Source organism: Kitasatospora albolonga, assembly GCF_039535905.1.
GTDB lineage: Bacteria > Actinomycetota > Actinomycetes > Streptomycetales > Streptomycetaceae > Kitasatospora > Kitasatospora albolonga.
This window is the reverse complement of sequence record NZ_BAAAYB010000036.1, coordinates 13,046-38,911: the sequence shown is the minus strand read 5'-3', so window position 1 is coordinate 38,911 and position 25,866 is coordinate 13,046. Positions and strand designations below refer to the sequence as shown.

The following is a 25,866-nucleotide window of genomic DNA, read 5'->3' as shown; positions in this document are numbered from 1 at the left end:
CGGGCTTTCGCCCTCACGGGTGAACGGCTCGGCGTCACCGCAGGTCAGAACGCGTACCGGATCCGCAGCCAGGGCGCGTGACGCTCGATCAGCCCGCGCAGTTCGCCCAGCGCGATCGCCTTGGTCTCCACCCGGTAGCGCACGTTCCAGCTGCCGTTCTGGGAGAGCTTGGGCTCCTGGAGGCCGGGCCGCCAGAGCAGTTGCTCGGCCTTCGGGTGCCAGCCCAGGTTGACCCGGTGCAGGGCCTCGTTGTGGGTGAGCATGATGATCTCGGCGGCGGCCTGCCGCTTGACCGCGAGCGGGAGCAAGTCGTCCATCCGGTGCAGGAGTTCGGCCCAGTCGGCCTGCCATCCGGGGCGCAGCACCACCGGTGAGAGGTTGAAGTGCACCTCGTAGCCGGCCGCCAGGAAGTCCCCGGCGGCGGCGATCCGTTCGGGCACCGGGGTGGTGCTGATGTCCAGCAGCCGCGAATCGGCCGGTGGCATCAGGGAGAACCGGATCCGGGTCCGGCCGCGCGGATCGAGCTCCAACAGCTGCCGGTTGACCCACTTGGTGGCGAAGCTCGCCTTGGCGGTGGGCCAGTCGCGGAAGGCCCGGACCAGATCGGCGGTGTTGTCGCAGACCAGGGCGTCGACCGAGCAGTCGTTGTTCTCGCCGATGTCGTAGACCCAGGCGGCCGGATCGCACTGGTTGGGCTGGACCTTGGGACCCTGGCGGGCGACGTGCCGGCCGAGGTAGCCGACGATCCGGTCGATGTTGGTGAAGACCGTCACGGGGTTGGCGTAGCCCTTGCGGCGCGGCACGTAGCAGTAGGCGCAGGCCAGGGCGCAGCCGTTGGCGGAGCTGGGGGCGATCCAGTCGGCGGAGCGGCCGTTGGGGCGGGCGGAGAGCGCCTTCCGGACCCCGAGCACCAGGTCCTCCCGCTTGACCCTGGCCCACCGCCCGACGTTGCCGGCGTTGCCGTGCAGGTGCGGGATGTTCCAGTGCGAGGGCACCTGGATCACCTCCGCCTCGGGGAAGCGGGCCAGCACCTGGCGGCCGCGTTCGGAGGCCAGTGCCTCCGGTTCGGCGTGGATGCGGCGGATGTCCAGCGGCTGGAACGGCCGGGGCTGGCGCGGGACGACGGCTGACACGGGTGACCTCCGGACGGCGGGGACGTACACGGCACGTTCGGAGCCGCGGACGGTCCGGTTCGCTCCTCCGCCGGATTTCCCCCACCAATCCCCCACCGGGCCAATCCGACCGCCCGTCGGCACCGAAGGCTGGGTGTCGAGTACGTCCGCGTCCGGCCCGCGGCCCGAACCGCCGGCCGCCCAGGAGGTCAGTCCGCATGCACCACCCCGTCCGGTGCCACGCCAGGCACCACGCCCCGGAGGCGACCGGATGAGCACCGTCGTCCACCTCAGCGGTCCGCAGCGACGCGGACCCGACCTGCGCGAGCTGGTCGCCAAGGTCGCGTTCGGCGACCAGGACGCCTTCGGCCGGCTCTACGACGCCGTCGCCGCACCGGTGTTCGGGCTGGTCCGCCGGGTGCTGCGGGATCCCGCCCAGTCCGAGGAGGTCACCCAGGAGGTGATGCTGGAGCTGTGGCGGTTCGCCGCCCGGTACCAGCCGGAGCGCGGCGAGGTGCTCCCCTGGGTCCTGACCATCGCGCACCGCCGCGCCGTCGACCGGGTGCGCTCCGCGCAGGCGGCGGCCGAGCGGGAGCACGCGGTCGCCGCCCGCGACCACGTGCCCGGCTACGACGAGGTGGCCGAGCAGGTGGAGGGCCGGCTGGAGCGCGAGCAGGTCCGCCGCTGCCTCCAGGGCCTCACCGAGCTCCAGCGCGAGTCGGTCACCCTGGCCTACTACCGCGGGTACAGCTACCCGCAGGTGGCCGAGCTGCTGGCAGTGCCGCTCGGCACCGTGAAGACCCGGATGCGGGACGGCCTGATCCGCCTGCGCGACTGCCTGGGGGTGGGAGCATGACCAGCGCACCCGAGCTGCACACGCTCTCCGGAGCGTACGCCGCGCACGCCTTGGAGGAGCCCGAACGGGACGCCTTCGAGCGCCACCTGACGGACTGCCACGCCTGCGCCCGCGAGGTGGACGAGTTCCTCGCCACCCTGGCCCGGCTGGGCGCCGCCGAGGCGGCCGCCCCGCCGCCCGAGCTGCGCGAGCGGGTGCTGGCCCAGCTCCCCACGGTCCGTCAGCTCCCGCCGCTGACCACCGAGCGCGACACCCGTGCCCCCGCCGGCCGGGGCCGCCTGCCCCGTCTGGCGCTGGCCGCCTCCGTCGCCCTGGCCGCGCTCCTCGGCGGCGTGGCCGTCCAGCAGCACCAGCAGGCCGAGCGGGCCCGGACCGAGACCGCCCGGCTGGCGGAGCGTCAGGCCTCCTTCGCCGCGCTGCTCACCGCCCCCGACGCCAAGGTCACCAGCTCCTCCACCGGCGGGGCGACCGGCACCGTGGTCTGGTCGCGCAGCCGGGGGCAGGCCGGGTTCATCGCCTCCGGGATGCCGGCCCTGCCGCCGGACCGGACGTACGAGCTCTGGTACGACGACGCGGGCACCATGCGGCCCGCCGGGCTGATGCCGGGCTCCGGCTCGGGCTCGGGCGCGCTGCTGCTGAGCGGTGCGATCCAGGGCGCGAGCGGCGTCGGCGTCACCGTCGAGCCGGCCGGAGGCTCGGCGCACCCGAGCGGCGCCCCCGTGATGGTGCTCGCGTTCACCTGAAGTCCCGCGCGGCCGTGACCGGTTGACCTCCACCGGGGCCGCTCTCCGCGCCACCCTCCGGCCCGTCCCGAACGGTCCGCAGCGCCACCCTCCGGCCCGTCCCGAACGGTCCGCAGCGTCCCCCGATCGGAGCAATCCGGTCGGGGGACGGCTCCGAACCACCGGTGAACGCACGCCCCCGCGCCGCCCCGGCAGCGCGGCCGGACCCACCGGAGAGCACCCGTGACCGACACCCTCCCCACCTCCGACGGCATCCGCCGACAGCCGCCCGGCCACCGGGTGGCCGTCGTCGGCGCCGGGGTGGCCGGGCTGACCGCCGCGCACGAACTGGGCCGGGCCGGCGCCCTGGTCGAGCTGTTCGAGGCCGCGCCCCGGCTCGGCGGCCACGCCCACACCCAGACCGCCACCACCGCCGGCGGCCACCGCATCCCGCTCGACACCGGCTTCCTGGTGCACAACCGGCGCACCTACCCGGAGCTCACCCGGCTCTTCGACGAGCTCGGCGTGCGCACCCGGGAGAGCGAGATGAGCATGTCGGTCAGCTGCGCGGGCTGCGGCCTGGAGTACGCGGGGGCGCGCGGCCCGGCCGGGCTGCTGGCCCGCCCGGGCCTCGCCCTGCGCGGGCACTACCTGCGGATGCTGGCCGAGGTGCCACGCTTCCACCGGCTGGCCCGGCGGCTGCTGTCCGACGAGCGGGCGGGCGATCCGCCGCTGCGCCGGTGGCTGGAGCGGGCTGGCTTCTCGCCCTACTTCGTCCACCACTTCATGACCCCGCTGGTCTCCGCGGTCTGGTCCTGCGCTCCGGACCTGGCGGGCGACTACCCCGCCCGCTACCTCTTCACCTTCCTCGACAACCACGGCCTGCTCTCGGTGACCGGCTCGCCGACCTGGCGGACCGTCGTCGGCGGCTCCCGCACCTACGTCGAGAAGATCGCCGAACGCGTGCCCACCGTGCACCGCTCCGCTCCCGTCCGGGCGGTGCACCGCCACCCCGACGGGGTCACCGTGACCACCGGCGACGGGCGGCAGCACCGGGCCGACGCGGTGGTGATCGCCACCCACGCCGACCAGGCACTGCGCCTGCTGGCCGACCCGACCCCGGAGGAGACCGAGGTGCTCGGCGCCTTCCGCTACTCCCGCAACCCCACCGTGCTGCACCGCGACGTCTCCCGGCTGCCCCGCTCCACCTGGGCCCGCGGCTCGTGGAACTACTCGATGGCCAACTGCCGCGACGGCGCGGACCAGGTCCAGGTCAGCTACCACCTCAACCGGCTGCTCGGCCTGGACACCGCCGAGGACTTCCTGGTCACCCTCAACGACGACCGCCACCGCCCCGTCCCGGAGGCCCTGGTGATCTCCCGCACCGTCTACGAGCACCCCGTCTACACCGCCGCCACCGTCGCCGCCCAGGGCCGGCTGCCCGCCCTCACCCGCGGCCGCACCGCCTACGCCGGGGCGTACCACGGCTGGGGCTTCCACGAGGACGGCTGCCGCTCCGGGGTGATCGCCGCCCGGCGGCTGCTCGCGGCCGGGGTGCGGTCGTGAGCGGGCGGCCTCGGGTGGCGGCCCCGGCACCGGCACCGGCCCGGGCCGTGGAACTGCCCGGGCCGTGGGGCGCCTCGCTCTACGAGTGCCGGATCGCCCACGTCCGCACCGCACCGCTCCGGCACGCCTTCGCCCACCGGACCCACCTCTGGCTGGTCGACCTCGACCGGCTTCCCCCCGTCCCGAGGCCGCTGCGCCCGCTCGCCGCATTCCGGGCCGCCGACCACCCCGGGGCCCCGGGGCTGACCCTGCGACAGAACCTGGACGCCTACCTGGCCGGCCAGGGCGTCCTGCTCGACGGCGGCCAGGTGCTGATGCTCACCCAGGCCCGGGCGTTCGGCCACCTCTTCAACCCGCTCACCCTCTACTGGTGCCACGACACCGAGGGCACGCTGGTCTGCACGGTGGCCGAGGTGCACAACACCTATGGACAGCACCACCGTTACCTCCTCCCGGCCACCCCGGCCACCGTGCCCAAGGAGTTCTACGTCTCGCCGTTCTTCCCGGTCGACGCGCCTACCGATGCGGCTGCCCGTGCCGGGCGAGCGACTCGACCTGACCATCCACCTGGACCGGCCCGGCGGGCGGGCGTTCACCGCCACCGTCCGCGGCCTGCGCCGCCCGGCGGGCGCCCGGGAGCTGCTGCTGGCCACCCTCCGGCACCCGTTCGCCACCCTCGCCGTCAGCCTGCACATCCGCTACCAGGGCATCCGGCTGCTGCTGCGCGGCCTGCCCGTCCAACCCCGTGACCGCGGCGACCGCGGCGACCGCCGTACCCGCAAGACCCGCCGCACCTTCCGTCTTCGCCGCAGAGAGGCACCGACACCGTGACGTCCCTGGCCGACCTCCCCCTCTCCCACCCCACCGACGGCCCCGTCGGCGACTCCACCTCCGGCTCCGCCGGCGACACCGCGGTGGACCCGCGACGCTGGCCGGACGTGGCCCGGGTGCCGCGCGCACCGCTGCGCGCCGCCGTGGCGGGCCAGGTGCTGCGGCGGGCGGCCCGCCTCCGCGGCCTGCGGGTCGAACTCCCGGACGGCGGCCTCCTCGCCCCGGCACCTCCCGGAGCCCCGGTCCTGCGCCTGCACCGGCCCGGTTCCTTCCTCCGCCGGATCGGCTCCACCGGTCTGATCGGCTTCGGCGAGTCCTACCAGGCCGGCGAGTGGAGCTCCCCGGACCCTGGTCGCCCTGCTGGCGGCGCTCGCCACCGACCCGGCCGCCCTGGTGCCGCGCGGCACCGCCTGGATCCGCCCGCTGTGGGCCACCCGGCCGCCCGCCGCCGAACGCCCCGACGAGCAGCGGAGCCGGGAGAACATCCGGCGCCACTACGACCTCTCCAACGAGCTCTTCGCCCTCTTCCTCGACCCGACCCTCAGCTACTCCTCCGCCCTCTTCCCCACCACCGCCAACGGCACCCCGGACGCATCCTGGCCCGCCCTCCCCGCAGCCCAACACCGCAAGATCGACCGGCTGTTGGACCTGGCCGGGGTCGGCCCGGGCCGCACCGTGCTCGAAATCGGCACCGGCTGGGGAGAGTTGGCCATCCGGGCCGCCATCCGGGGCGCCCGGGTCGAGACCCTCACCCTCTCCACCGAGCAGCTCGACCTGGCCCGCCGCCGCATCGCCGCCGCCGGAGTGGCCGACCGGGTGACCGTCCGCCTCCTCGACTACCGCTCCGCGCAGGGCAGTTACGACGCCGTCGTCAGCGTGGAGATGGTCGAGGCGGTGGGCCGCCGGTACTGGCCCAGCTACTTCTCCACCATCGACCGGGTGCTCGCCCCCGGCGGCCGGGCCGCCGTCCAGGCCATCACCATGCCGCACCAGCGGATGCTCGCCAGCAGCGACACGTACACCTGGATCCTCAAGTACGTCTTCCCCGGCGGCCAGATCCCCTCCCGCGAGGGCCTCGCCGAGGCCGCCGCCCGCCACACCTCCCTCCGGGTCGGCGCCGACGAGGGCTTCGGCCCCCATTACGCCGAGACCCTGCGGCTGTGGCGGGAGCGGTTCACGGCCCGGGCCGAGGAGGTCGCGGAGCTCGGCTTCGACGCCGTCTTCCGTCGGATGTGGGAGCTCTACCTCGCCTACTCCGAGGCCGGGTTCCGCACCGGCTACCTCGACGTCCGGCACCTGGTCCTGACCCGCGACGGCGCCCGATGAGCCTGCCCCTCTCCCTGGCCGCCACCCTCGGTGCGGCGCTGGCCGTGATGCTGGCCGCCTTCGCGGTCGGCGTCCGGACCGGCCGCCACCGCGGCGTCGACGCCGCCTGGGGCCTCGGCTTCACCGCCGTCGCCCTCACCGGCTTCCTGCTGTCGGACGGTCAAGGGGACACCGGGCGCAGGCTGTTGGCGACCGTGCTGACCGTCGTCTGGGGCCTGCGCCTGTCCGCCCACATCTGGTGGCACGCCCGGGGCAAGGGCGAGGACCCGCGCTACGCCGCCATGCTCTCCCACGCCCCGGCCGGCCCCGCCCGCACCCGGCTCGCCCTGCGCAAGGTCTACCTGCTCCAGGCGGCCATCCTCTGGTTCGTCTCCCTCCCCGTCCAGATCGCCCAACGCCTCCCCGACCCGCCCGGTCTCCTCGCCCTCCTCGCCCTGGCCCTGTGGACCCTCGGCCTCACCTTCGAGACCGTCGGCGACCACCAGCTCGCCCGCTTCCGCGCCGACCCCGCCAACCGCGGCCGGGTCCTCACCACCGGCCTCTGGTCCTGGACCCGCCACCCCAACTACTTCGGCGACGCCTGCGTCTGGTGGGGCCTCTTCCTCCTCGCCGCCGACCACCCGGCCGGCTGGGCCACCCTGCTCAGCCCCCTCCTGATGACCTACCTCCTCGCCTTCGGCAGCGGCCGCCCGATGGCCGAACGCGGCACCACCTCCCGCAGCCCCGAATGGACCGCCTACGCCGCCCGCACCAGCTCCTTCATCCCGCGCCCGCCACGCTGACCCCCGTCGGCCTGACCGGCACTCAGGACGGCTTCGGCGTCAGCCCCGTGCACAGACCCGCCCGCTGGACACCCGCCGCCGCGAGCTCCTCGATCACCACGGCGATGACGGTGCGGCTCATGTGGGGCATGATCCCGTCCTTGCAGTCCATCTCGATCCGCGGCACCGGATCCCGCTCCACCGCAACGTAGTTCGGAGTGTAGAAGTAACCACCCGCTTCGTACTCGGCCTCCAACTCCGCATCCGACAACTCGCGACCGTCGTGGGCGATCCGCGTGATCCGCAGCTTGGCGGCCTCCAACGCCCGCACCACCGCCGCACGGTCCTCCGCGAAGGACCTGACCTCGATCTCCCAGTACTGGCTCTCCGGCTCACCGCGCCTCACGACGATCCGCAAGGTGCCGGGATGGACCTCGATCCCTCCCGGCACCCCCAAGGTCCGGACGGCCCGACGCATCCACTTGGCCGCCCGCACGTCGAACTCCTCCACATGCGGGTCGACGATCCGCCACAGCATCGCGGACCCGGCCAGGGCGACGGCCCGCTCGAACAGCTCCTGCGCCTCCTCACGCCCCTCGGCGAGTGCCCTGCACCCCTCCTCGAACAGCGCCTCGGCGTCCGGCGCCCCCGGTTCCGGCATCACGTACTCGATGTCCATCGCTTCCCTCCCGCCTCCAGGATGGCCCTCCCCAGTGACAGTCACGCGGGGATTCCCTTCAGGAAGCAGCCCGGCGCCGTGACAGCGGCCGACGGCTGGTGATCAGCGGGACGAAGTCGCGCCGGCGGGTGGACGGGTTGTGTGGCCAGGTGGACGGGTTGCATAGAGTTGCGGGCGGAGGACGACCGCGACCGCCCGGAGGAATGGATGAGTTCCCGCCCCGTGCCGCCCGACGGCCCGGAGGCCGGACCGGGCCCGGCGCCGCGGCCCGGCAGTGCGCAGCCGTGGAGCCGGCAGCGCCTGCGCAGCAACAACGAGTGGCTGCTGCTGGAGCGGCTGCGCACCGACGGACCGTCCTCCCGGGCCCAACTGGCCCGCGACACCGGGCTGTCCAAGCCCACCGTCTCGGCCGCGCTGGCCACGCTGGAGCAGGCCGGGCTGGTCCGCGAGGCCGGGCTGCTGGCCCCCGAACGCGGCCGGACCGCGGTGCTCTACGAGCCGGACCCGGAGGCGGGGCACGTGCTCGGCGTCGACATCGGCCGCGGCCGGCTGCGGATCGCCCTCGCCGACCTCGGCGGACGGATCGTCAGCCGCCAGGACGTGCCCAACCGGGGCCGTACGGCCAACGCCGTCGCCGACGCGGTGGTGGACGCCGCCCGCACCGCCACCGCCGAGGCCGGGCTGGAGCCCGCCGACGTGGTGCACGCCGTGATCGGCAGCCCGGGCGTCTGGGACGAGACCGAGCAGCGCGTCCAGTACGCCCCGAACCTGCCCGGCTGGGGACGGCGCGGCCTGTTCGAACGGATCGAGGCCGGGCTCGGTACGCGGATCAGCGTGCACAACGACGCCAACCTCGCCGCGCTCGGGGAGTACGCGGACGGCGCCGGAGCGGGCAGCCGCCTCTTCGTCTACCTGCTGATCGGCACCGGGCTCGGCATGGGCGTGGTGGCCGACGGCGTGCTGCAGCGCGGTGCCCGGGGCGCGGCCGGGGAGATCGGCCTGCTGCCGCTGCCCGGGGGCGGGAACCTGGAGGCCGCGGCCGCGGCGGAGTCGGTGGTGCGCACCGCCCGGGAGCTGGGCATGGCCGGCTCCCTGACGGCCAAACAGGTCTTCGACGCCGCCAGGAGCGGCGACCCGCTGGCCGCCGCCGCGGTGCTCCGGGAGGCCGAGCAGCTCGCCTACTCGCTGGCGGTCGTCGCGGCGGTCCTCGACCCCGACCTGGTGGTGCTCGGCGGCGGCCTCGGCCAGGGCGCCGACCTGCTGCTGGGGCCGGTCGAGCAGGCCATGCACCGGCTCACCCCGCTGCGCCCCCGGCTGGCCGCCAGCCTGCTGGGCGAGGAGGCGGTCCTGCGGGGCGCCCTTTCCACCGCCCTCGCCACCGCCCGCCCCGAGGTCTTCGGACGCCGGACGGCGGGCCTGGGCTGACCACCCCACCGTCACGGCCGGGGCCGTGACGGTGGGTCGGCGCGGTCAGGAGGCCGCAGGGGCCTCGGCGGCCGGCAGGTACTCCTCCCGGACCTCGGCCGGGCCGAACGGCCAGACCTTCTCGGCCTTCGACCAGACCAGGAAGGCCAGGACGCCCACCACCACCCACACCAGCGACCACTCGATCGGGTGGAGCCCCGGCGCGTTGCGGTCGGCGTAGCCGTAGATGACCAGCCAGCCGACGGCGGCCAGGATGCTCGGCGCGGGGTAGAGCCACATCCGGTACGGCCGCGGCAGCGCGGGCTGACGGCGCCTCAGCACCGTGACGGCCAGGATCTGGGCGAAGGCCTGGACGATCACCATGACGGTGGTGAGCAGGCCGATCAGGGTGGCCAGGTTGGTGTGCCGGCCGATCAGGAAGCCGACCGCGGTCATCACGCCCATGGCGACCAGGCCGAGGACCGGGAAGTGGTGGCGGCTGTGCAGCCGGCCGAAGGAGCGGAAGAAGACCCGGTCCCGGGCGGCGTCGAAGGGCACCCGGGAGCCGCCGAGCAGTCCGGCGAGCACCGAGGCGAAGGCGGTGACCAGGATGAGCACCGTCACCACGTCGGCGGCCGCGTGGCCCCAGACCCGCTCCAGCACGGCGGAGGCGACGGACTTGGAGGCCACCGAGTCGGGGTCGAGCATCTCGTGCCAGTCGATCACGCCGAGCACGCCGATCTGCAGCAGCAGGTAGATCGCCATGATGCCGATGATCGAGAAGACGATCGCCCGCGGCAGTACCCGCCCCGGCTCCTTGACCTCCGCGCCCAGGTAGGCGGCGGTGTTGTAGCCGAGGTAGTCGTAGATCCCGATGGTCAGGCCGGCGGCGAAGCCCAGCCAGAACTGACCGTGGGTCAGGTCGATCGCGTGGGCGGGCCAGGTGAAGGCCATCGAGGGCGAGAAGTCGGCGTAGGCCGCGACGATCACCGCGCCGACCGCGACGATCATGATTCCCCACATCACGGTGGTGAGCCGGGCGATGTTCTCGACCTTGCGCCAGAGCAGCAGCACCACCAGGGCCACCACCGCGAGGCCGACCAGGTCGCCCTGGCCCTGGCCCATCGACGGCCAGAGGTAGCCGAGGTACTGGACGAAGCCGACCACGCCGGTGGACATGATCAGCGGGATGAAGAGCATGGCCGTCCAGACGAACAGGAACGGCATCAGCCGGCCGGTGCGGTACTGGAAGGCCTCGCGGAGGTAGACGTAGGAACCGCCGGAGCCGGGGAGCGAGGCCCCGAGCTCGGCCCAGACCAGCCCGTCCACCAGGGCGAGCACCGCGCCGGCGATCCAGCCGATCACGGCCTGCGGGCCGCCGAAGGCCGCGACCATCAGCGGGATGGTGACGAACGGTCCGATGCCGCACATCTGGCTCATGTTGATGGCGGTGGCCTGGAACAGGCCGATCCGTCTGCTGAGCGTCCCGGACATGGGAACTCCGTGGGGGTGAGAGGGAGCGGGAGCACGAGAGGGTCCATAAGTTAAGTTTCCTAACTTGATGCGTCAAGACGTGGTCCCGGAACAGCCCCCGCCGCCCCGGCCGGAGCCGGAAGCACCGGGGTCGCCGCATGACCGCGGAAGTTGACGTCCCGTCGGTCCGGGCGGGCCCGACAGTGGCCGTCCGACACGGCGGACGCACGGCCGGGGCCCGCTCCGACCCCCACCCCCCTCGTGGTGGGGGTCGGAGCGGGCCCCGGCCGTGCCGACGGGAGAGAGCATGCCAACGCGGACGGCCGGATGGCCATGCATTAGCCTCGGGGCCTAATAGTCGACGACGCGGCAGGTCATGAGGGCTGCGGGGAGCCTGGGGAGGGTTTCGTGATCGAGCTGAGGTTCGGGGTCGCGGACCTCGCGCGGACCCGGTTCGTCATATCCCCGCTCGACCACCTGCTGGCCGGCGCCGCCCGGGCCGGCGTCCACCAGAACGCCGGGTCGCGCAGCGACCGGTGGTGGCGCGACGTCCGCCGCCACGTGCCCCACCGGGCCGCACGGTTCCTCCAGGTGGTCAACGCGAGCCCGATCGGCGTCCCCGACTTCATGGTGGCCGACCTCGACGCCGTGCGCCGGCAGCTGTCCGACGAACTCGACGCGATGCTCTCCGTCCCCGAGCAGGCCGTCGAGGAGGGCGTCGCGATGTTCGGTGGTGACGCCGAACTCCCGTCCGCCCTGGCCCGGTTGCGCGAGGACGGCAGCCGGGGCCTGCGCGAGGTCAGCGACGGCGCCTGGGCCCTGTTCCGGGACTGCCTCGCCCCGGACTGGCCCGACATCCGCCGTGCCCTGGAGGCCGACATCGCCGTCCGGGCCCGCACCGCCGCCCGCGGCGGCATCGGCGAGATGCTCAACTCGCTCCACCCGAAGGCGGTCTGGCGGGACGAAGGCGTCCTGGAGTGCACCCTCGGCCAGCTGGAGGGCTCCTTCGAACTCGGCGGCCGGGGCCTGGAGCTGCGGCCCAACTACTTCGTCGAAGAGAGCATCAGCCTGCTGCCCGGCCCCGACCGCCAGAGCCTGCTGCTCCACCCGATCGCCGCCCCGACCGCGGAGCCCGCCGCCCGTACGCCCGACACCGACGGACTCGCCGCCGTGCTCGGCCCCGCCCGCTCTCGCGTCCTGCGCGCCATCGCCGCCGGTGGCTGCTCCACCACCGAACTCGCCCAACGCCTGGGCGTCACCCCGCCCTCCGCCTCCGCCCACGCCGCGGCCCTGCGCGCGGCCGGCCTGATCACGACCCGCCGCGAGGGCAAGCAAGTCCGCCACACCCCCACCGACGTCGGCCACGACCTCCTCCACGACAACCCACCGCCCCTGCCCGCGCCCTGACCGAGCGGGCCCCCGCCAACACTCCTCCTCCTGCGTACCCATAGGGTCTGATCGCACATCAGCACGGAGAGAGCAGGGCATGGTCATGAAGACGCAGCGGCAACGACCGGGGTACCGACGCACGGTGGCGGCGGTGGGGCTGCTGGTGGCGGGCGGCCTCCTGACCTGCGCCGGGGTGCTCGGCACGGCCCTCCTCGCCTCCACCAAGGTCATGCCGACCGGTCACATGGATCCGACCCATCCGACCGGCAGCCGGGTGACCTTCAACCTGCTGGCCTCCGAGGTGAACCGCGGCCAGGTCGTGCTCTTCGAGGGCTCGGCCTGGGAGGATCCGAGCCTCCACGTGGAACGGGTGGTCGCGGTCGGCGGCGACCACATCGCCTACAAGCACGGAGACCGTACGCTCACGCTGAACGGCAAGCCGCTGGACGAGCCGTACGTGCTGAACGGCGACCCGGTGGCGGGGTCACGCGGCGCCTTCAGCGTCAAGGTGCCCGAAGGCCGCCTGTTCGTGCTGGGCGACAACCGCCAGAACTCCGCCGACTCCCGGTACCACTTCGACGAATCCGAGGGCGGCACCATCCCCCTGTCCGCGGTGAAGGGCCCGCTCCTCACCTTCGACGACCCGCTCGCCGTCCTCCTGGGCTCCTCTCTCGTCACCGGTCTCGGCCTCCTCCTGCTGAGCGCGGTCTCCGGCATCGCCGCCCGGCTTGCACGCCGCCGGGCCCTGACCGCCTGGACCACCGGCGCGGCGACGGTCAGCGGAGTTCCACGGTGACGCCGACCCGGGCGAGTTGGTCGAGGACCGCGTCGAGGTAGGGCGTCTCTCCGGCCGTGTCGACGGTGTGGCCCGCGAGCGCGCTCCGGGCCACCTCCGGGTCCTGCCAGACCAGGGTGAACGGCACGGGCACCCGGTCCCCGCCACAGGGGCAGCCGCGCAGCGCGTGCCAGCACTGGGGGAAGTGGCCGCCGGGGCCGGCCACCGCCTCACCGATCGCGCACAGCAGGCCCGGGGCGTCGGTGACGTGCCGGCCGTCGAGCCGCCGCACCGGGTCGGTGAGCTGGCCGGGGTCGACGGCGTTCCAGCGGGCGGCGGCGAACGCGGCCCACTCGGCCCGGCCCTCCGCACCGTACGCGGCCCAGCCGCCGAGCCCGGCCGGCGGGCCCTCGAACCAGGCCTCCCAGACCGGCCGGGCCTCCGGCCCCGGCCGGACGGCCGGGCCCTCGGCCAGCCACAGGTCGACCAGCGTCCCGCCGAGCGCGGACGGGCGCGAGGCCACCACGTCCAACGGCATCGGGTCGAACCCCCGCATGACCCGGCCTCGCCGGTCCACGGCCAGCAGGCGGACCCGGTCGCCGTCGGACCGCCGCCGCACCAGGTGGCGCAGCAGCGGTCCAACAGGCTCGCACCCGCGCAGCACCAGCGGGGGCGACACCAGCGAGCCCGGATCCCCGTAGAGCCCCTCCACCCGGTGGCACTCGCCCAGGCGACCCCCGCCGGCGCCGTTGAAGAGGCCCCACTCGATGTCCACCGGCTCGGGGCGCCAGGCGGGGCCGTCGATCTCGGCCTCGACGACCAGGTCGAACAGCGCCCCGCCGAGGGAGGAGGGCCTGCAGTCGGTCAGGACGGGGCGGTCGAAGTACCAGTGATCGTCCTGAAGGGCCCCGTACGGATCGGTCTCGGGGTCGACCCCCGGCACCGGGAAGTCCGAGACGACGCCGAGCGCCCCGAGCTCGACGCCCTCGCCCGGCCGCCCGAGCGCGCGCTCGACCGCCTTGAGCAGCCGGCCGGTCGGCGCGCAGCCGAGCACCGTGACCCGCTTCCGGCGCCGGGCGGGGTCGACGAAGAGGCCGTCGGCCTCGGCGCAGCGCGCCCACACGGTGGGCTCGCCGTCCCACTCCTCGCTGACCAGCAGGTACTTGAGCGGCAGCGCCCGCCCCCAGCCCCACTGCCGGTGCTCCGCGCCCACGACCTCCACCGCGCCCCCGTTCCGTCGTACCCCGGCGTGGTCCGACCGGCCCCCGCACCCGCCGAGTCTCCCACCCGGGCGGCCCGGCTCCGCCGCCCGAGGGTCGGCCGGGGAGCGGGACGGCCACCGGGGAGTTGACCGGCCGTCAGAGGACGGCCGCCACCAGGGAGTCGTCGACGGAGCGCCAGGGGATGCCGGCCTCGCGGAAGCCGGCGGCGACGAGCGACGCGGTGTGCCAGGCGGCCGGGTGGACCTCGCCGTCCTTGTGGTCGCGGTAGAGCTCGGAGCGGGCCACGACGTGCTCGGCCAGCAGCGGATCGGCGCCGGCGGCGGCCCACCACTCCTTCCAGTCGAGCACGCCCTCCGCCTTCTCCCGGGCCTGGCGGCCCTCCTGGAAGGCGGCGTCGGCCGCGCGCAGCAGCGGGATGTCCTCCTCCGGGGTGTGGTCGGCGTTGAGGAAGATCCCGCCGGGGCGGAGCACCTTCGCCAGGTCCCCGTAGAGCCGGAGCAGGTCGTCCGTGGCGAGCCAGTGCAGGGCGGTGGCGGTGACGACCGCGTCGTACGGGCCGGCGGGCAGGTGCGAGGCCCAGTCGGGGTCGCGCAGGTCGGCGGTGACCAGGGTCAGCCGGGGCTCGTCGGCGAAGTGGCCGCGGGCGATGGCGAGCAGGGCGGGGTCGAGGTCGACGCCCACGGAGGTGGCCTGCGGGAGGCGGGCGAGCAGGCGCTCGCTGATGCTGCCGGTGCCGCAGGCCAGGTCGAGCACGCGCGGAGCCGGCCCGGCCACGGCCTCGACGAGGTCGAGCATCACGCGGAAGCGCTCCTCGCGGTCGGGGAGGTACCACTCCTGCTGCCGGTCCCAGCTGCGCTGCCAGTCGTTCCAGGTGTTCATGTCCGCTCCCTCGGTAATGACTACATCCCGCTGCTGTCTGTTACATCTCACCCTAGGGCGGAGCAGTAATGGATGCAAGGCCAATCAGACACTTACACCCGATCGGAGGTTTGGCCCTCCGCCCGCCACTCCGTAAAGTTCACGGGGTATCCAGGTAGGGCAGCGAAGGAAGCAGTGCGGGCAATGACGGGCGACACCACCCAGGGCATCGGCCCGGACACCACGCAGGACGAGGACGAGACCGACTTCGGCCCCGGCATCGACCCCGAGCGCCTCTCGCTCTGCCTCGAGATCCTGGCCGAGCTGGACGAGATCCACGTGGACCACCCGGACGCGATCACCGTCCGCCAGGCCGTCGGCGGCATCTTCCGGACGCTCAAGCAGCGCCGCCGCCAGGAGACCCGGGCCCGCAAGACCGCCAACGACCGCGCCGTGACCGCCGCCACCGCGACCGGCGCGCCGACCCGGATCGACGACGAGACGGCCGGGGCGTTCGGCCTCACCACGACCACCACCACCGAGATCGCCGGGATACTCGAGCGCCCGCGCTCCTGCTACATCTGCAAGCAGCGCTACGTCGAGGTGGACGCGTTCTACCACCAGCTCTGCCAGTCCTGCGCCAAGGACAGCCACTCCCGCCGCGACGCCCGCACCGACCTGACGGGCCGTCGGGCGCTGCTCACCGGCGGCCGCGCCAAGATCGGGATGTACATCGCCCTGCGCCTGCTCCGGGACGGCGCGCACACCACCATCACCACCCGCTTCCCCAACGACGCGATCCGCCGCTTCAAGGCGATGCCGGACAGCGACGAGTGGATCCACCGCCTGAAGATCGTCGGGATCGACCTGCGCGACCCCGGCCAGGTCGTCGCGCTGGCCGAGGAGGTCGCCGCCGAGGGTCCGCTGGACATCCTGATCAACAACGCCGCGCAGACCGTGCGCCGATCGCCCGCCGCCTACCGCGAGCTGGTGCTGGCGGAGAACGCCCCGCTGCCCGCCGGCGAGCTCCCCGCCGCCACCGTGATCGGCACCTTCGGCAGCGGCAGCGTGGACCGCCCGGCACTCCCGGGCCAGACCCGCGAGCTGATCAGCGCCGAGGACGTCACCGCGCTGGCCCTGGTCTCCGGCTCCGCCACGCCGGACCGGATCGCCGCCGGGACCGCGATCGACGCGGGCGGCCTGGTGCCGGACCTGCACGACACCAACAGCTGGGTGCAGACCGTCAGCGAGGTCGACCCGATCGAGCTGCTGGAGGTCCAACTCTGCAACTCCACCGCGCCGTTCATCCTGGTCAGCAAGCTCCGCCCGGCGATGGCCGCCTCCACGGCCCGGCGCAAGTACGTGGTCAACGTCTCCGCGATGGAGGGCCAGTTCAGCCGCGGCTACAAGGGCGCCGGCCACCCGCACACCAACATGGCCAAGGCCGCGCTCAACATGCTCACCCGGACCAGCGCCAAGGAGATGCTGGAGACCGACGGCATCCTGATGACCGCGGTGGACACCGGCTGGATCACCGACGAGCGCCCGCACCCCGACAAGATGCGCCTGGCCGAGGAGGGCTTCCACGCCCCGCTCGACCTGGTGGACGGCGCCGCCCGGGTCTACGACCCGATCGTCCGCGGCGAGGCCGGTGAGGACCTCTACGGCTGCTTCCTCAAGGACTACGAGCCGTCCCCGTGGTAAACCGCCTCCGCTGACCGGGAGTTCAGCTTGAGTCACCGCCCGATGCTGGGTGCCGGCGTGATCGTGCCGGGCCCGGACGGCACCGTCCTGATCGGCCGCCGCACCACCGCCGGCGAGCCGCCGACCTGGAGCCTGCCCGGCGGCAAGGTGGACCCGGGCGAGTCCTTCGAGCAGACGGCCGCCCGGGAGCTCGCCGAGGAGACCGGCATCGTGCTGCCCGCCGAGGAGATGCGGGTGCTGGCGCTGCTGCTCGACCACGACCTGGGCCGCCCCCGGCTGACCGCCGCCGTCCTGGCGCCGCCGAGCGACGCGCCCGCCCTGGTGCTGGAGCCCCACTCCTGCGCGGGCTGGGAGCGGGTGCCGGTCGGTGAGCTGCCGGAGCCCATGTTCCTGCCCTCCGCGATGGTGCTCGGCCGCTGGCTGGCGGACTACCGGGCGCCGGACGCCGGGTTCGTCTACCCGGTACTGCCCGTCGGCTGACCTGCCGTCAGACGGCCCCGTCCGATGCCGGTTTGCCGTACCCGGCGCCCGGTTGCCGCGCGCCCCATGCGCACCCCATCCGCGCGACTTGACGCCAGGCAGGGCGACTTGATGGCGGGGGCGGGAATCCGACCACATCCGTGAGAGGCTCTTGACCGGCGAGCGGAGGACTGGCTTCATATCCCTTGGGAGCGCTCCCACGCTCCGTCCCCCACCCAGGCAGAAGGGCCCCACCCCCATGTCGCCCGTCACGTCCCGCCTCCACCTGCGCGCTGCCGCCGCCCTGGTGACCGGCCTCGCGCTGCTCGCCCCCGGCACCGCGACGCTCGCGGCGCACGCCGCCGAACCCGCCGCCTCCGTCCGCGTCAACCAGCTCGGCTACCTGCCGGACGGCCCCAAGCGCGCCACCGTGGTCAGCGCCGCCACCGCCCCGCTGCCCTGGCAGCTGCGCGACTCGACCGGCCGCACCGTGGCCTCCGGCACCACCACCGTGCGCGGCGCCGACCGCGCCTCCGGCGAGTCGCTCCACACCGCCGACTTCTCCTCCTACTCCGGCACGGGCACCGGCTACACCCTGGTGGTGGACGGGCAGGCCGGCCACCCCTTCGACCTCTCCCCCGCCCTCTACGACGGCCTGCGCTCGGACAGCCTCGCCTTCTTCCACCACCAGCGCAGCGGCATCGCCATCGACGCCTCCCTGGTCGGCTCCGCGTACGCCCGCCCGGCCGGGCACCTCGGGGTGGCACCGAACAAGGGCGACACCTCGGTGCCCTGCCAGTCCGGGGTCTGCGACTACCGGCAGGACGTGCGCGGCGGCTGGTACGACGCCGGCGACCAGGGCAAGTACGTGGTCAACGGCGGCATCGCCACCTGGCAGCTGGTCAACTCCTTCGAGCGGGCCCGCCGTTCGGGCACCGAGGCCGCCCTCGGCGACTCCACGCTGAGGGTCCCCGAGCGGGGCAACGGCGTGCCGGACGTGCTCGACGAGGCCCGCTGGGAGCTCGACTTCCTGCTCCGGATGCAGGTGCCGGAGGGCAGGCCGCAGGCCGGCATGGCCTTCCACAAGGTGCACGACGCGCAGTGGACGGCCCTGCCGACCAGGCCCGAACTCGACTCCGAGCAGCGCGAGTTGCACCGCCCGTCGACCGCCGCCACACTCAACCTGGCCGCCACCGCCGCCCAGGCCGCCCGGGTCTACGCCCCCTACGACGCCGCCTTCGCGGCCCGCGCGCTGACCGCGGCCAAGCGGGCCTGGTCGGCCGCCCAGGCCAACCCGGCGGTCTACGCACCGGCCACCGACTCCACCGGCGGCGGGGCGTACGAGGACTCGGCCCTCTCGGACGAGTTCTACTGGGCCGCCGCCGAGCTCCTCGCCACCACCGGGGAGTCCCAGTACCGCGACGCGGTGGTCAACTCCCCGGTCCAGGCGGCCCCGGCCACCCCGTTCTGGTGGGGCGACACCGGGACGCTGGGCCGGATCACCCTGGCCACGGTGCCGGGGGTTGCGCTGCCCGCCGCCGAACTGGCCAAGGTGCGGGCCTCGTTGACCACCGTCGCGGACGCGCAGCTGACCACTCAGAACGGCCAGGGCTACGCGGTGCCGCTCGCACCCGACGGCTACGTCTGGGGCTCCAACAGCGCGGTGGCGGGCAACGGCGCCCTGATGGCCGTGGCCTACGAGCTGACCGGCCAACAGCGCTACCGCGCAGGCGCGTTGGAGTCGCTGGACTACCTGCTGGGCCGCAATGCGCTCGACCTCTCCTACGTCACCGGCTACGGCGAGCGCGCGGTGGAGAACCAGCACCACCGCTTCTGGGCCCACCAGTACGACGCCTCGCTGCCGCACCCGCCGGCCGGCTCCTTCGCGGGCGGCCCGAACGCCGGGCTCCAGGACCCGGTGGCGCAGGCCAAGTTGGCCGAGTGCGCGCCCGCCAAGTGCTACGTCGACGACATCGGCTCGTACTCCACCAACGAGGTGGCGATCAACTGGAACGCCGCGCTGGCCTGGCTGGTCTCCTTCGCCGCCGACCGGCCGACCGGCACGCCCACCACCCCGAAGGTGCTGGCCTCCCCGACCGTCACCGTCCCCGAGGGCGGTTCGGCCACGGTCGGCGTCCGGCTCTCGGCCGCCCCCGCCCAGAACGTCACCGTGACCGCGACCCGTACCTCGGGCGACCAGGACCTCGGTGCCTCGGGCTCGCTGCTCTTCACCGCCGCCAACTGGTCCACCGCGCAGAACCTGACCCTGACCGCCGCCCCCGACGCCGACACCGCCAACGGCTCCGCCGTCTTCACCCTCGCCGGCCCGGGCGTGGAGGCCGCCACCCTCACCGCCACCGAGGCGGACAGCACCACCCAGCCGCCCGCCGCCTCCTGCGCCGTCACCTACAGGGTGGCCAGCGACTGGGGCACCGGCTTCACCGCCGACGTCACCCTGAAGAACACCGGCACCACCCCGCTCAACGGCTGGACCCTGACCTGGTCCTTCCCCGGCGCCCAGCGCCTCACCAACGCCTGGAACGCCGCCGCGACGCAGTCCGGCACCACCGTCACCGCCAAGGACCTCGGCTGGAACTCCACCGTGGCCCCGGGCAGTTCGGTCTCCTTCGGCTTCCAGGCGACCAATACCGGCAGCAACCAGCCCCCGGCCCAGTTCCGCCTCAACGGCTCCCCCTGCGGCTGACCCACCGACGGACGGGGCCCCCGACCCGTGGTGGGTCGGGGGCACCGTCCGGCGGTCAGTGCCCCTCGACGACCGCGAAGGCGCCGCTGCGCCAGTACACGGTCGCCTCCTCGGCACCGGTCGGCCGGTCGCTGTGCAGATGGCGGCGGTCTGCTCCCAGCGCCCCCACCTGGTGCGGGGTCAACCGCCCCGCCACCAGGTCCTCCGCCTCGGCATCCGTGATCGGCAGCACCGTGCGGTACTGCGCGTCGTTCGAGCCGGCCCAGTCGACGAACTCGGTGAACACGCTCACGAAGGCCTGCGAGCACAGGACGCACCGCTTGACGGAGACGATGAAATGCGAGTCGTCCTGGATGTAGCTCTCGAGCCGGACCCCGTCACGGTTGTGGTGGTGCGCCTGCGCCACCGCAGCGTCCTCGGCGAAGCACGCCGCGCACCCGAAACCCGCACGGTCACTGCCGTCCTGCGAACTCATGGATCCCCACCCCTCGGCCGTTCTTGATCGACCATCACCCTAACAATCCACGGTGACGCCCGGCCGCCGAACCGACGATCATGCGCCGCCCGGCCCGCTGGTTCCGTGCCGGGACGAGGCCGACGGTCACCGCGTCGGGGCGCTCGTCGAGCCCGCGGCCGCTCAGCGCGTGCCCGGCGTGCCCGTCGGGGCGGCGGGGGCCGGGCAGTTGACGGCGCCGGGGCGGACGGTGATGCGCAGGCCCGGGGTGGAGAGCAGCCCGGGGAGCTGGAGGTCGTGGACGGTGGCGGTGACGCGGTCGAACTTGGCGTAGCCGGCCTGGATGCCGAAGCGGTGCTCGGGGCTGCCGAGGGGGTTGGGGACCGGCGGGCTGCCGTCCGGGGCCATCACGGTGTCCGGGCCGTTGATGTTGAGGTCGACCAGGCCGTCCATGTCGAGTTCGCCGGTCGCGCTGCGCAGGTCGAGCACGGTGTTCTCGGTGACGATCTCCCAGGTGGCCGGGTCGTTGTCGCCGAGCGAGAACATCAAGGTGTAGGTGGCGCCCATGATCTGCTGCTGCTGGGCGAGGCAGAGTCCGTTGATCACACCCTTGGCGAAGCCCATCCGCAGCGGGTGGACGGTCGTGGTGGTGCCGTCCGCCCGGACCGAGGTCTGGTCGACCACGGCCGCCGCGTACCGGGTGCCGTAGAGGCTGCTGGTGGTCAGCTGGACGGTGCCGGACTGGATCTGGAGCCCGCCCGCCAGCGCGCCGTTCGCCATCGCACCGCCGAGCGAGCCCGCCGCCACCAGGGCGGGGAGCGCGATCAGCGCACTGCGCCGCCAATGGGTGCGCCCCGTCTCGCCGTTCACGGGCCGGTCACCGAGATCGTGCCGGGCAGGTGGACCGGGTTGTTGGTGTTGCTGAGGTCGGAGTGGTCGTCGATGGTCCGGATCCCGTAGACATCGGCGTCGAAGTTGGTGGCCCCGGCGGTGAGTTGGATGAAGGAGCCGAAGAAGTTCAGCAGGCCCTGGATGCCGCAGATCGGGATCAGCAGGATCGGGACGCAGATCTGCCTGATGTCGCCCCACATCACGGTGGTCTCCGGCTGGCCGGCCTTGTCGATGCCGCCGAGCGAGCCGGTGTCGGGCACCGAGATGGAGATCGCGGTGCCGTCGGGTGCGGTGTGGCGGACCTGCATGTTGTCGCGGATCTGCAGCTTGGTGAAGGTGTACTGGGTGGTGACCCGGGTGGTGCCGTCGGAGAGCCGGATGGTGACGTTGTTCTTCACCGTCAGGCCGACCGCGACCATGCTGTCGATGGTGACGCGCATGGGCGTGGGCGTGGGGAGGAACGGCATTCCGAGCGGCTGCGGCTCACCCGGCAGCACGGCGGCGGGCGCGGCGAGCCGCGGCGGCCCGGCGGCACCCGCCGACCGGTCGGGGACGAGGGCCGTCCCGACCAGGGCCGCGAAGGCGGCGCCGACTCCGGTGGCCCCGGCGGCTCCTGATCCTCCGGCTCCCCGGCTCTCACCGGATGTTCCCGCTCCTCCCCGGTCGGCTCCGGCGGCAGGTGCCCGGCCGCGCCGCGGCCCCCAACCCGCCGTCATCGCCCCGCCGAGCACCCCCAGCACCATCCCGAGCAGGAAGCCGCCCAGGTTGGACACCACCAGCGACACCACCGCCAGCACGGTGCCGATCAGCCCGAAGGTGACCCGCTGGCGCGGCGCGGCGATCGGGATCAGCCCGCAGAGCATCATCCCGCCGCCGACCAGGTACCCGGCCACCGCGTTGAAGCCGACCGCGGTGACCAGTTGGATCGCGCCGAGCGAGAACTTCAGCACCGTCCAGCCACCGGCGACCAGCCAGAGCCCGCCCCAGAACGGCCTGGTCCGGCGGAAGGCGGTGAACCAGCGCCAGCCGGCCCCGGTGGCGGCGCGCGTCCTGGCGGCGGCGCGCGTCCCGGTCAGCACGTGTTCGCCGATCCGGCGACGACCCGGATGTTGAGGGCGGGGAGGGTGAGCGAACCGGCGATCTCGGCGGTGTACGCGTTGGCGTTCAGCCCGGCCAGGTTGACGGTCGAGCCGTTCGGTCCGGACCCGGCCGAGCCCAGGCCGAAGCCGCCCGCCTGGGCTCCCGTCAGCGGCTGTCCGGCGACCATCACCTGGTCGGCGGACATGCCGAGCACCGCGTTCTGCAGCGTGGTGTTGCCCGAAGCGGTGAGCGTCGGCGCCTCGATGTAGAGGTTCGAGGCGTTGATGTCGGTGGTGACGGTGGCCGGCGGGGTCGCGGCCACCGGCTGACCGGCCGTCAGGAGCAGCGAGTACGGCACGCCGGCGATCGACTGGTGGACGATCCCGCACAGCCCGGCCAGCCCGGCGCTGGCGAAGCCGACCCGGGCCATCGCGGTGCTGGTGGAGGTGGAGCCGTTGGCGTTCTCGATGGTCGGGGTGTTGAGGATCGCGCCGAAGCCGGTGCCGGAGACGCCGTTGGAGGTGAGGGTGAACGGGGTGTTGGTGACGTTGAAGCCCGCCGCGAGCGCGCCGTGGGCCAGGGCCGCGCCGAGCGCGCCGACGGTCAGGGTGGCCGGCAGCAGGACGGCGGCGGAGCGGGCCCAGCGGGTGCCGTGCACGCTGCCGTCGGCGGCCTCGCTGCGCATCGTCCGGTTCCAGTCGACCGCCGACTCGCGCAGGCGCCGCGGGAGTTGACGCAGGTTCATGATCACCGTCTCAGGCCTCCGCCGTCTCGGGCGCCGACGGGACGAGCCCCTTGCCGGTGCGGCGGCGGAGGAGTCCGGGCCGGCGGGCGGGCTTCTCCGGGAGCCAGCCGACCGCCATCGAGCCGCCCAGCACGGAGAGGAACATGCCGACGAAGAACCCGCCCAGGTTGCTCAGCGGGAACGAGGCGACGCCGACGATCACGGCCACCACTCCGGCGGTGTGCCGCTGGCCCGGGAGCAGCAGCATCAGCCCGGCCAGCGCCATCAGGATGGCGCCGCCCGCCATGCCGGTGATGCCGCCGACGCCGACGTGCAGGATCTGGCCGATCGGGGCGAGCGGCAGGTAGAGGATCACGAAGCCGCCGAGTGCGGTCCACACCGCGGCCCAGAACGGACGGGTGCGGCGCCAGCGGCGGAGCGCGAGCCGTGCGCGGGTGGGCGCGGCGGGCCGGGTCTGCCCGGGCGGGGCTTCCGGGGCCGACGGGCCGGAGACGTCGGCCGAGTGGTCGGGGGCGGCGGGGGTGGTTGCCATCGGGGTCCTCGCTGGGGTCTTCGGAGGTCGGGCGTCGAAGGTTCGGGGGTGGGTGGAGCGCCGTCCGTGCACGGCGCTCCACCCCGGGTGCGGGCGGTACCGGCGGACCGAGGGTCCGTCAGCAGTCGCCGCCGCCCGCGCCCTTCCCGGCGGTGTCCCCGTTGGCCAGGTTGATCGCCAGGTTCGGCAGGGTGATGGCGCCGCCGATGGTGGCGCCGTTGGCGTTGGCCTTGAGGCCGAGGATGTCGGTCTGGCCGCCGGTGGCGTCCAGGCCGAACTGGCCCGCGGTGCCGTCGGTGATGCCGGTGCCCTTGATGTTGGCGCTGTCGGCCGCCGCACCGATCTGGTTGGGGGTGGCGGCGGTGGCGTTGAGGGTCGCGGTGGCGCCCTTCACCGACTGGGCGTCCAGGATCAGGTTGTTCGCCTGGATGCCCTGCCCGGCGGCGAGTTGGGCGGTGGTGAGGGGGGTGGCCGCGGCCGGTGAGGAGATGTTCATCGACCAGGTGCCGATCGTGCCGACGACCGGCAGGTTGACCGACTGGACGGCGTGGATGCAGATGCCGTCCAGACCCGCCTTGGGCAGACCGACCTCGGCCGCGGCGGTGGGGCTGCCCGCGGTCACGGTGGTCATGACCGCGCCGAGGCCCTTGGAGGCCGCGACGGTGTTCGAGGACAGGGTGAACGGAACGCTGGTGAGCGAGAGGTTCGCGGCGAGCACGCCCTGGGCCATCGCCAGCGTCATCGCGGCGACGGCGGCCGTGGCCGGCACCGCGATCAGCGCGGATCTGCGCCAGCGCGTGACACCTCTGGATTCTTCCTGCATGGGGTCTCCATCCGTCGTCCCGCGCCGCTGAGGGTGTGCGCGGGTACCTGAGGCGCGGCCGGCTCCGGGAGCGCCCATCCCGACACCCCCGGAGCGCTTTACATATTTCGGCTGCGTGTCCAGAAAGTAAGCAGGAGGTGAGTAGGTGTCAATAGCGTTGGCACGGACCGGTACAGGTGTCTGCTCAGCTGACCTGCGGCGTGGCTATAGTCGGCGGATGGCATGGATCAGGGAGACCGTCAGGTCACTGCTGCGGGACCGGCTGCTCGACACCGCCCGGGACCTGGTCGCCGCCGACGGCTTCGACCGGCTGCGGATGACCCAGGTCGCCGCCGTCGCGGGGGTCAGCCGGCAGACCGTCTACAACGAGTTCGGCTCCAAGGACGCGCTCGGCGAAGCGCTCTTCAACCGCGAGCTCGAACTCTGCCTCGGCGGCATCGAGCAGCAGCTCGACGAGCACCCCGAGGACCCGCGGGCCGCGGCCGAGGCCGCCGCCCTCTTCACCCTCCGGCTCGCGGGGCGCAACCCGCTGGTCAAGGCCATGCTCACCGCCACCCGGGACGGCGAGGACGGCCTGCTCTCCTACCTCACCACCCGCGCCGAGTCGGCCTTCACCACCGCCACGGCCATGCTCGACGGTTACGCCGCCGCGGCCTGGCCAGCGATCGACCCCGACTCGCGCGAGCTCGCCGTCGACACGGCCGTGCGCCTGACCGCCAGTCACATCGTCCAGGGCGCGGACGACCCCGGCGCCTCCGCCCGCCGGATCGCCGAGGTCTTCGTCCGGGTCGCCCGCGCCTGAGGCGGGCGCCGCACGTCAGTCGGTCGGCGCCGGGACCTCGGTGAGGGTCGGCGCGGCGTCGAGCCCGCCGAACGCGGCCGGGGGCCAGACCCGCAGGCCGACCCGGCCCGAGACGGTGGCGAGGTCGCCCCAGCCGAAGGTGCGCGAGTCCTCCGAGCCGTCCGGGTTGTCCCCGAGGAAGAACAGCCGCCCCGGTGGCACCGTCTGCGTGGCCGGCCCCGCCGTCCGGGTGCCGTCCGGGGTACAGCAGCTGACGGTCCGGTGCGCCTGCGCCGTCCAGGCGGGGAGGCCGACCCGGAACCACGGGCCGCTGCCGCCCGGCTGCACCAGCACCGCGAACGTGTCCTGCGGCGTCGAGGAGATCTCCACCCGGTCGCCGGGCAGTCCGATCACCCGCTTGACGATCACTTCGTCCCGGCCGGGCCGCTTCAGCAGCACCACGTCCAGCCGGTGCACGTCCGTCCCGTCGCTGCCGGGCACGGTCAGCAGCCGCTGACCGTCGGCCAGCGTCGGCCGCATGCTGGACCCGTCCACCCGCACCGCGAGCGCGGCGACCGCCACCGCCGCCAGGACGCAGGCGACGAGCAGTCCCACCAGCACGCCGGACAGCACCCGGGCGAGGAGGCGACGCGGCGGCGCGGACTCGGCGTCCACGGCAACACCCGTGGCGGGCTGGGCAGTCGACATCGGGCGCTCC

The 25,866-nt window shown here is 73.9% G+C and carries 23 protein-coding genes and 2 pseudogenes; 13 read left to right on the top strand and 12 right to left on the bottom strand.

Going from position 1 to position 25,866, the window contains the following annotated elements; translation table 11 throughout:
• Window positions 1-44 precede the first annotated feature (44 nt).
• Complete coding sequence (locus tag ABD946_RS09280) at window positions 45-1,133, bottom strand: spore photoproduct lyase family protein (RefSeq protein ID WP_345281864.1); 1,089 nt, start codon at window positions 1,131-1,133, stop codon at window positions 45-47.
• A 250-nt stretch (window positions 1,134-1,383) separates the two neighbouring features.
• On the opposite strand from ABD946_RS09280, the gene ABD946_RS09275 reads away from it, so the two are divergent.
• The 6 genes and pseudogenes from ABD946_RS09275 (at window position 1,384) to ABD946_RS09250 (ending at window position 7,195) form a co-directional block, all read left to right on the top strand.
• Complete coding sequence (locus ABD946_RS09275) at window positions 1,384-1,968, top strand: sigma-70 family RNA polymerase sigma factor (RefSeq protein WP_345281862.1); 585 nt, start codon at window positions 1,384-1,386, stop codon at window positions 1,966-1,968.
• Window positions 1,965-2,711, top strand: coding sequence for an anti-sigma factor (locus tag ABD946_RS09270; protein WP_345281860.1), 747 nt, complete (start codon window positions 1,965-1,967; stop codon window positions 2,709-2,711). The genes ABD946_RS09275 and ABD946_RS09270 overlap by 4 nt, the downstream gene beginning before the upstream one ends.
• A 222-nt stretch (window positions 2,712-2,933) precedes the next feature.
• Window positions 2,934-4,256 carry an NAD(P)/FAD-dependent oxidoreductase gene (locus ABD946_RS09265; protein WP_345281858.1) on the top strand — a complete coding sequence of 441 codons (1,323 nt, stop codon included), beginning with the start codon at window positions 2,934-2,936 and terminating at the stop codon, window positions 4,254-4,256.
• A gap of 53 nt (window positions 4,257-4,309) precedes the next feature.
• A pseudogene (locus ABD946_RS09260) lies at window positions 4,310-5,087 on the top strand (DUF1365 domain-containing protein).
• 83 nt (window positions 5,088-5,170) lie between these two features.
• Window positions 5,171-6,413: pseudogene (locus ABD946_RS09255) on the top strand (class I SAM-dependent methyltransferase).
• Window positions 6,410-7,195: a DUF1295 domain-containing protein gene (locus tag ABD946_RS09250; protein WP_345281856.1), complete on the top strand. Its 786-nt coding sequence runs from the start codon at window positions 6,410-6,412 to the stop codon at window positions 7,193-7,195. The pseudogene ABD946_RS09255 and the gene ABD946_RS09250 overlap by 4 nt, the downstream one beginning before the upstream one ends.
• A 22-nt stretch (window positions 7,196-7,217) precedes the next feature.
• On the opposite strand, the gene ABD946_RS09245 is transcribed toward ABD946_RS09250, so the two are convergent.
• Window positions 7,218-7,853 (bottom strand): hypothetical protein, encoded by a 636-nt coding sequence (locus tag ABD946_RS09245; RefSeq protein ID WP_345281855.1) that lies wholly within the window; start codon window positions 7,851-7,853, stop codon window positions 7,218-7,220.
• Window positions 7,854-8,060: 207 nt separating this feature from the next.
• On the opposite strand from ABD946_RS09245, the gene ABD946_RS09240 reads away from it, so the two are divergent.
• Window positions 8,061-9,278, top strand: coding sequence for an ROK family transcriptional regulator (locus ABD946_RS09240; RefSeq protein ID WP_345281853.1), 1,218 nt, complete (start codon window positions 8,061-8,063; stop codon window positions 9,276-9,278).
• A 45-nt stretch (window positions 9,279-9,323) separates the two neighbouring features.
• On the opposite strand, the gene ABD946_RS09235 is transcribed toward ABD946_RS09240, so the two are convergent.
• Entirely contained in the window at window positions 9,324-10,751 is a 1,428-nt protein-coding gene (locus tag ABD946_RS09235) for an APC family permease (RefSeq protein ID WP_345281851.1), read from the bottom strand.
• 387 nt (window positions 10,752-11,138) lie between these two features.
• Here ABD946_RS09235 and ABD946_RS09230 point away from each other — a divergent pair, with 387 nt between their 5' ends.
• Together ABD946_RS09230 and lepB (ABD946_RS09225) are read left to right on the top strand one after the other, a co-directional pair.
• Window positions 11,139-12,137 carry an ArsR/SmtB family transcription factor gene (locus ABD946_RS09230; RefSeq protein ID WP_345281849.1) on the top strand — a complete coding sequence of 333 codons (999 nt, stop codon included), beginning with the start codon at window positions 11,139-11,141 and terminating at the stop codon, window positions 12,135-12,137.
• A 79-nt stretch (window positions 12,138-12,216) separates the two neighbouring features.
• Window positions 12,217-12,915, top strand: a complete 699-nt coding sequence (gene lepB, locus ABD946_RS09225) for a signal peptidase I (RefSeq protein WP_345281848.1) — start codon at window positions 12,217-12,219, stop codon at window positions 12,913-12,915.
• On the opposite strand, the gene ABD946_RS09220 is transcribed toward lepB (ABD946_RS09225), so the two are convergent.
• Together ABD946_RS09220 and ABD946_RS09215 are read right to left on the bottom strand one after the other, a co-directional pair.
• Window positions 12,896-14,116, bottom strand: a complete 1,221-nt coding sequence (locus tag ABD946_RS09220) for a barstar family protein (RefSeq protein ID WP_345281846.1) — start codon at window positions 14,114-14,116, stop codon at window positions 12,896-12,898. The genes lepB (ABD946_RS09225) and ABD946_RS09220 overlap by 20 nt on opposite strands.
• A 136-nt stretch (window positions 14,117-14,252) precedes the next feature.
• On the bottom strand, window positions 14,253-15,014 hold the full coding sequence (locus ABD946_RS09215) for a class I SAM-dependent methyltransferase (RefSeq protein WP_380150383.1): 762 nt from the start codon (window positions 15,012-15,014) through the stop codon (window positions 14,253-14,255).
• Window positions 15,015-15,179: 165 nt separating this feature from the next.
• On the opposite strand from ABD946_RS09215, the gene ABD946_RS09210 reads away from it, so the two are divergent.
• From ABD946_RS09210 to ABD946_RS09200, 3 genes are all read left to right on the top strand, one after another.
• Window positions 15,180-16,679: an SDR family NAD(P)-dependent oxidoreductase gene (locus ABD946_RS09210; protein WP_345281842.1), complete on the top strand. Its 1,500-nt coding sequence runs from the start codon at window positions 15,180-15,182 to the stop codon at window positions 16,677-16,679.
• 27 nt (window positions 16,680-16,706) lie between these two features.
• Entirely contained in the window at window positions 16,707-17,159 is a 453-nt protein-coding gene (locus ABD946_RS09205) for a nucleotide triphosphate diphosphatase NUDT15 (RefSeq protein ID WP_345281840.1), read from the top strand.
• A gap of 238 nt (window positions 17,160-17,397) precedes the next feature.
• Window positions 17,398-19,842: a glycoside hydrolase family 9 protein gene (locus ABD946_RS09200; RefSeq protein ID WP_345281838.1), complete on the top strand. Its 2,445-nt coding sequence runs from the start codon at window positions 17,398-17,400 to the stop codon at window positions 19,840-19,842.
• A 55-nt stretch (window positions 19,843-19,897) separates the two neighbouring features.
• Here ABD946_RS09200 and ABD946_RS09195 read toward each other — a convergent pair whose 3' ends face one another.
• The 6 genes from ABD946_RS09195 to ABD946_RS09170 form a co-directional block, all read right to left on the bottom strand.
• Complete coding sequence (locus tag ABD946_RS09195; RefSeq protein WP_345281836.1) at window positions 19,898-20,317, bottom strand: hypothetical protein; 420 nt, start codon at window positions 20,315-20,317, stop codon at window positions 19,898-19,900.
• 162 nt (window positions 20,318-20,479) lie between these two features.
• Window positions 20,480-21,166 (bottom strand): DUF6230 family protein, encoded by a 687-nt coding sequence (locus ABD946_RS09190; RefSeq protein WP_345281834.1) that lies wholly within the window; start codon window positions 21,164-21,166, stop codon window positions 20,480-20,482.
• A complete protein-coding gene (locus ABD946_RS09185; protein WP_345281832.1) occupies window positions 21,163-22,266 on the bottom strand; it encodes a DUF6114 domain-containing protein in 1,104 nt (367 codons plus the stop codon). The genes ABD946_RS09190 and ABD946_RS09185 overlap by 4 nt, the downstream gene beginning before the upstream one ends.
• A complete protein-coding gene (locus ABD946_RS09180; RefSeq protein WP_345281911.1) occupies window positions 22,260-23,012 on the bottom strand; it encodes a DUF6230 family protein in 753 nt (250 codons plus the stop codon). Before ABD946_RS09180 ends, ABD946_RS09185 begins: the two co-directional genes overlap by 7 nt.
• 10 nt (window positions 23,013-23,022) lie before the next feature.
• Complete coding sequence (locus ABD946_RS09175) at window positions 23,023-23,544, bottom strand: DUF6114 domain-containing protein (protein ID WP_345281830.1); 522 nt, start codon at window positions 23,542-23,544, stop codon at window positions 23,023-23,025.
• Between the two features lie 118 nt (window positions 23,545-23,662).
• Complete coding sequence (locus ABD946_RS09170) at window positions 23,663-24,367, bottom strand: DUF6230 family protein (RefSeq protein WP_345281829.1); 705 nt, start codon at window positions 24,365-24,367, stop codon at window positions 23,663-23,665.
• A gap of 217 nt (window positions 24,368-24,584) precedes the next feature.
• On the opposite strand from ABD946_RS09170, the gene ABD946_RS09165 reads away from it, so the two are divergent.
• The gene (locus ABD946_RS09165) at window positions 24,585-25,169 is read left to right on the top strand and encodes a TetR/AcrR family transcriptional regulator (protein ID WP_345281828.1); all 585 of its coding nucleotides are present in this window, start codon (window positions 24,585-24,587) and stop codon (window positions 25,167-25,169) included.
• Window positions 25,170-25,184: 15 nt separating this feature from the next.
• On the opposite strand, the gene lepB (ABD946_RS09160) is transcribed toward ABD946_RS09165, so the two are convergent.
• Window positions 25,185-25,856 carry a signal peptidase I gene (gene lepB, locus ABD946_RS09160; protein ID WP_345281826.1) on the bottom strand — a complete coding sequence of 224 codons (672 nt, stop codon included), beginning with the start codon at window positions 25,854-25,856 and terminating at the stop codon, window positions 25,185-25,187.
• Window positions 25,857-25,866 lie beyond the last annotated feature (10 nt).

Coding starts and splice junctions, on each gene's coding strand:
- ABD946_RS09275 (WP_345281862.1), top strand. CDS start 1,384: ATGAGCACCGTCGTCCACCTCAGCGGTCCGCAGCGACGCGGACCCGAC.
- ABD946_RS09270 (WP_345281860.1), top strand. CDS start 1,965: ATGACCAGCGCACCCGAGCTGCACACGCTCTCCGGAGCGTACGCCGCG.
- ABD946_RS09250 (WP_345281856.1), top strand. CDS start 6,410: ATGAGCCTGCCCCTCTCCCTGGCCGCCACCCTCGGTGCGGCGCTGGCC.
- ABD946_RS09245 (WP_345281855.1), bottom strand. CDS start 7,853: ATGGACATCGAGTACGTGATGCCGGAACCGGGGGCGCCGGACGCCGAG.
- ABD946_RS09240 (WP_345281853.1), top strand. CDS start 8,061: ATGAGTTCCCGCCCCGTGCCGCCCGACGGCCCGGAGGCCGGACCGGGC.
- ABD946_RS09235 (WP_345281851.1), bottom strand. CDS start 10,751: ATGTCCGGGACGCTCAGCAGACGGATCGGCCTGTTCCAGGCCACCGCC.
- lepB (WP_345281848.1), top strand. CDS start 12,217: ATGGTCATGAAGACGCAGCGGCAACGACCGGGGTACCGACGCACGGTG.
- ABD946_RS09210 (WP_345281842.1), top strand. CDS start 15,180: ATGACGGGCGACACCACCCAGGGCATCGGCCCGGACACCACGCAGGAC.
- ABD946_RS09200 (WP_345281838.1), top strand. CDS start 17,398: ATGTCGCCCGTCACGTCCCGCCTCCACCTGCGCGCTGCCGCCGCCCTG.
- ABD946_RS09195 (WP_345281836.1), bottom strand. CDS start 20,317: ATGAGTTCGCAGGACGGCAGTGACCGTGCGGGTTTCGGGTGCGCGGCG.
- ABD946_RS09180 (WP_345281911.1), bottom strand. CDS start 23,012: ATGAACCTGCGTCAACTCCCGCGGCGCCTGCGCGAGTCGGCGGTCGAC.
- ABD946_RS09175 (WP_345281830.1), bottom strand. CDS start 23,544: ATGGCAACCACCCCCGCCGCCCCCGACCACTCGGCCGACGTCTCCGGC.
- ABD946_RS09170 (WP_345281829.1), bottom strand. CDS start 24,367: ATGCAGGAAGAATCCAGAGGTGTCACGCGCTGGCGCAGATCCGCGCTG.
- ABD946_RS09165 (WP_345281828.1), top strand. CDS start 24,585: ATGGCATGGATCAGGGAGACCGTCAGGTCACTGCTGCGGGACCGGCTG.
- lepB (WP_345281826.1), bottom strand. CDS start 25,856: ATGTCGACTGCCCAGCCCGCCACGGGTGTTGCCGTGGACGCCGAGTCC.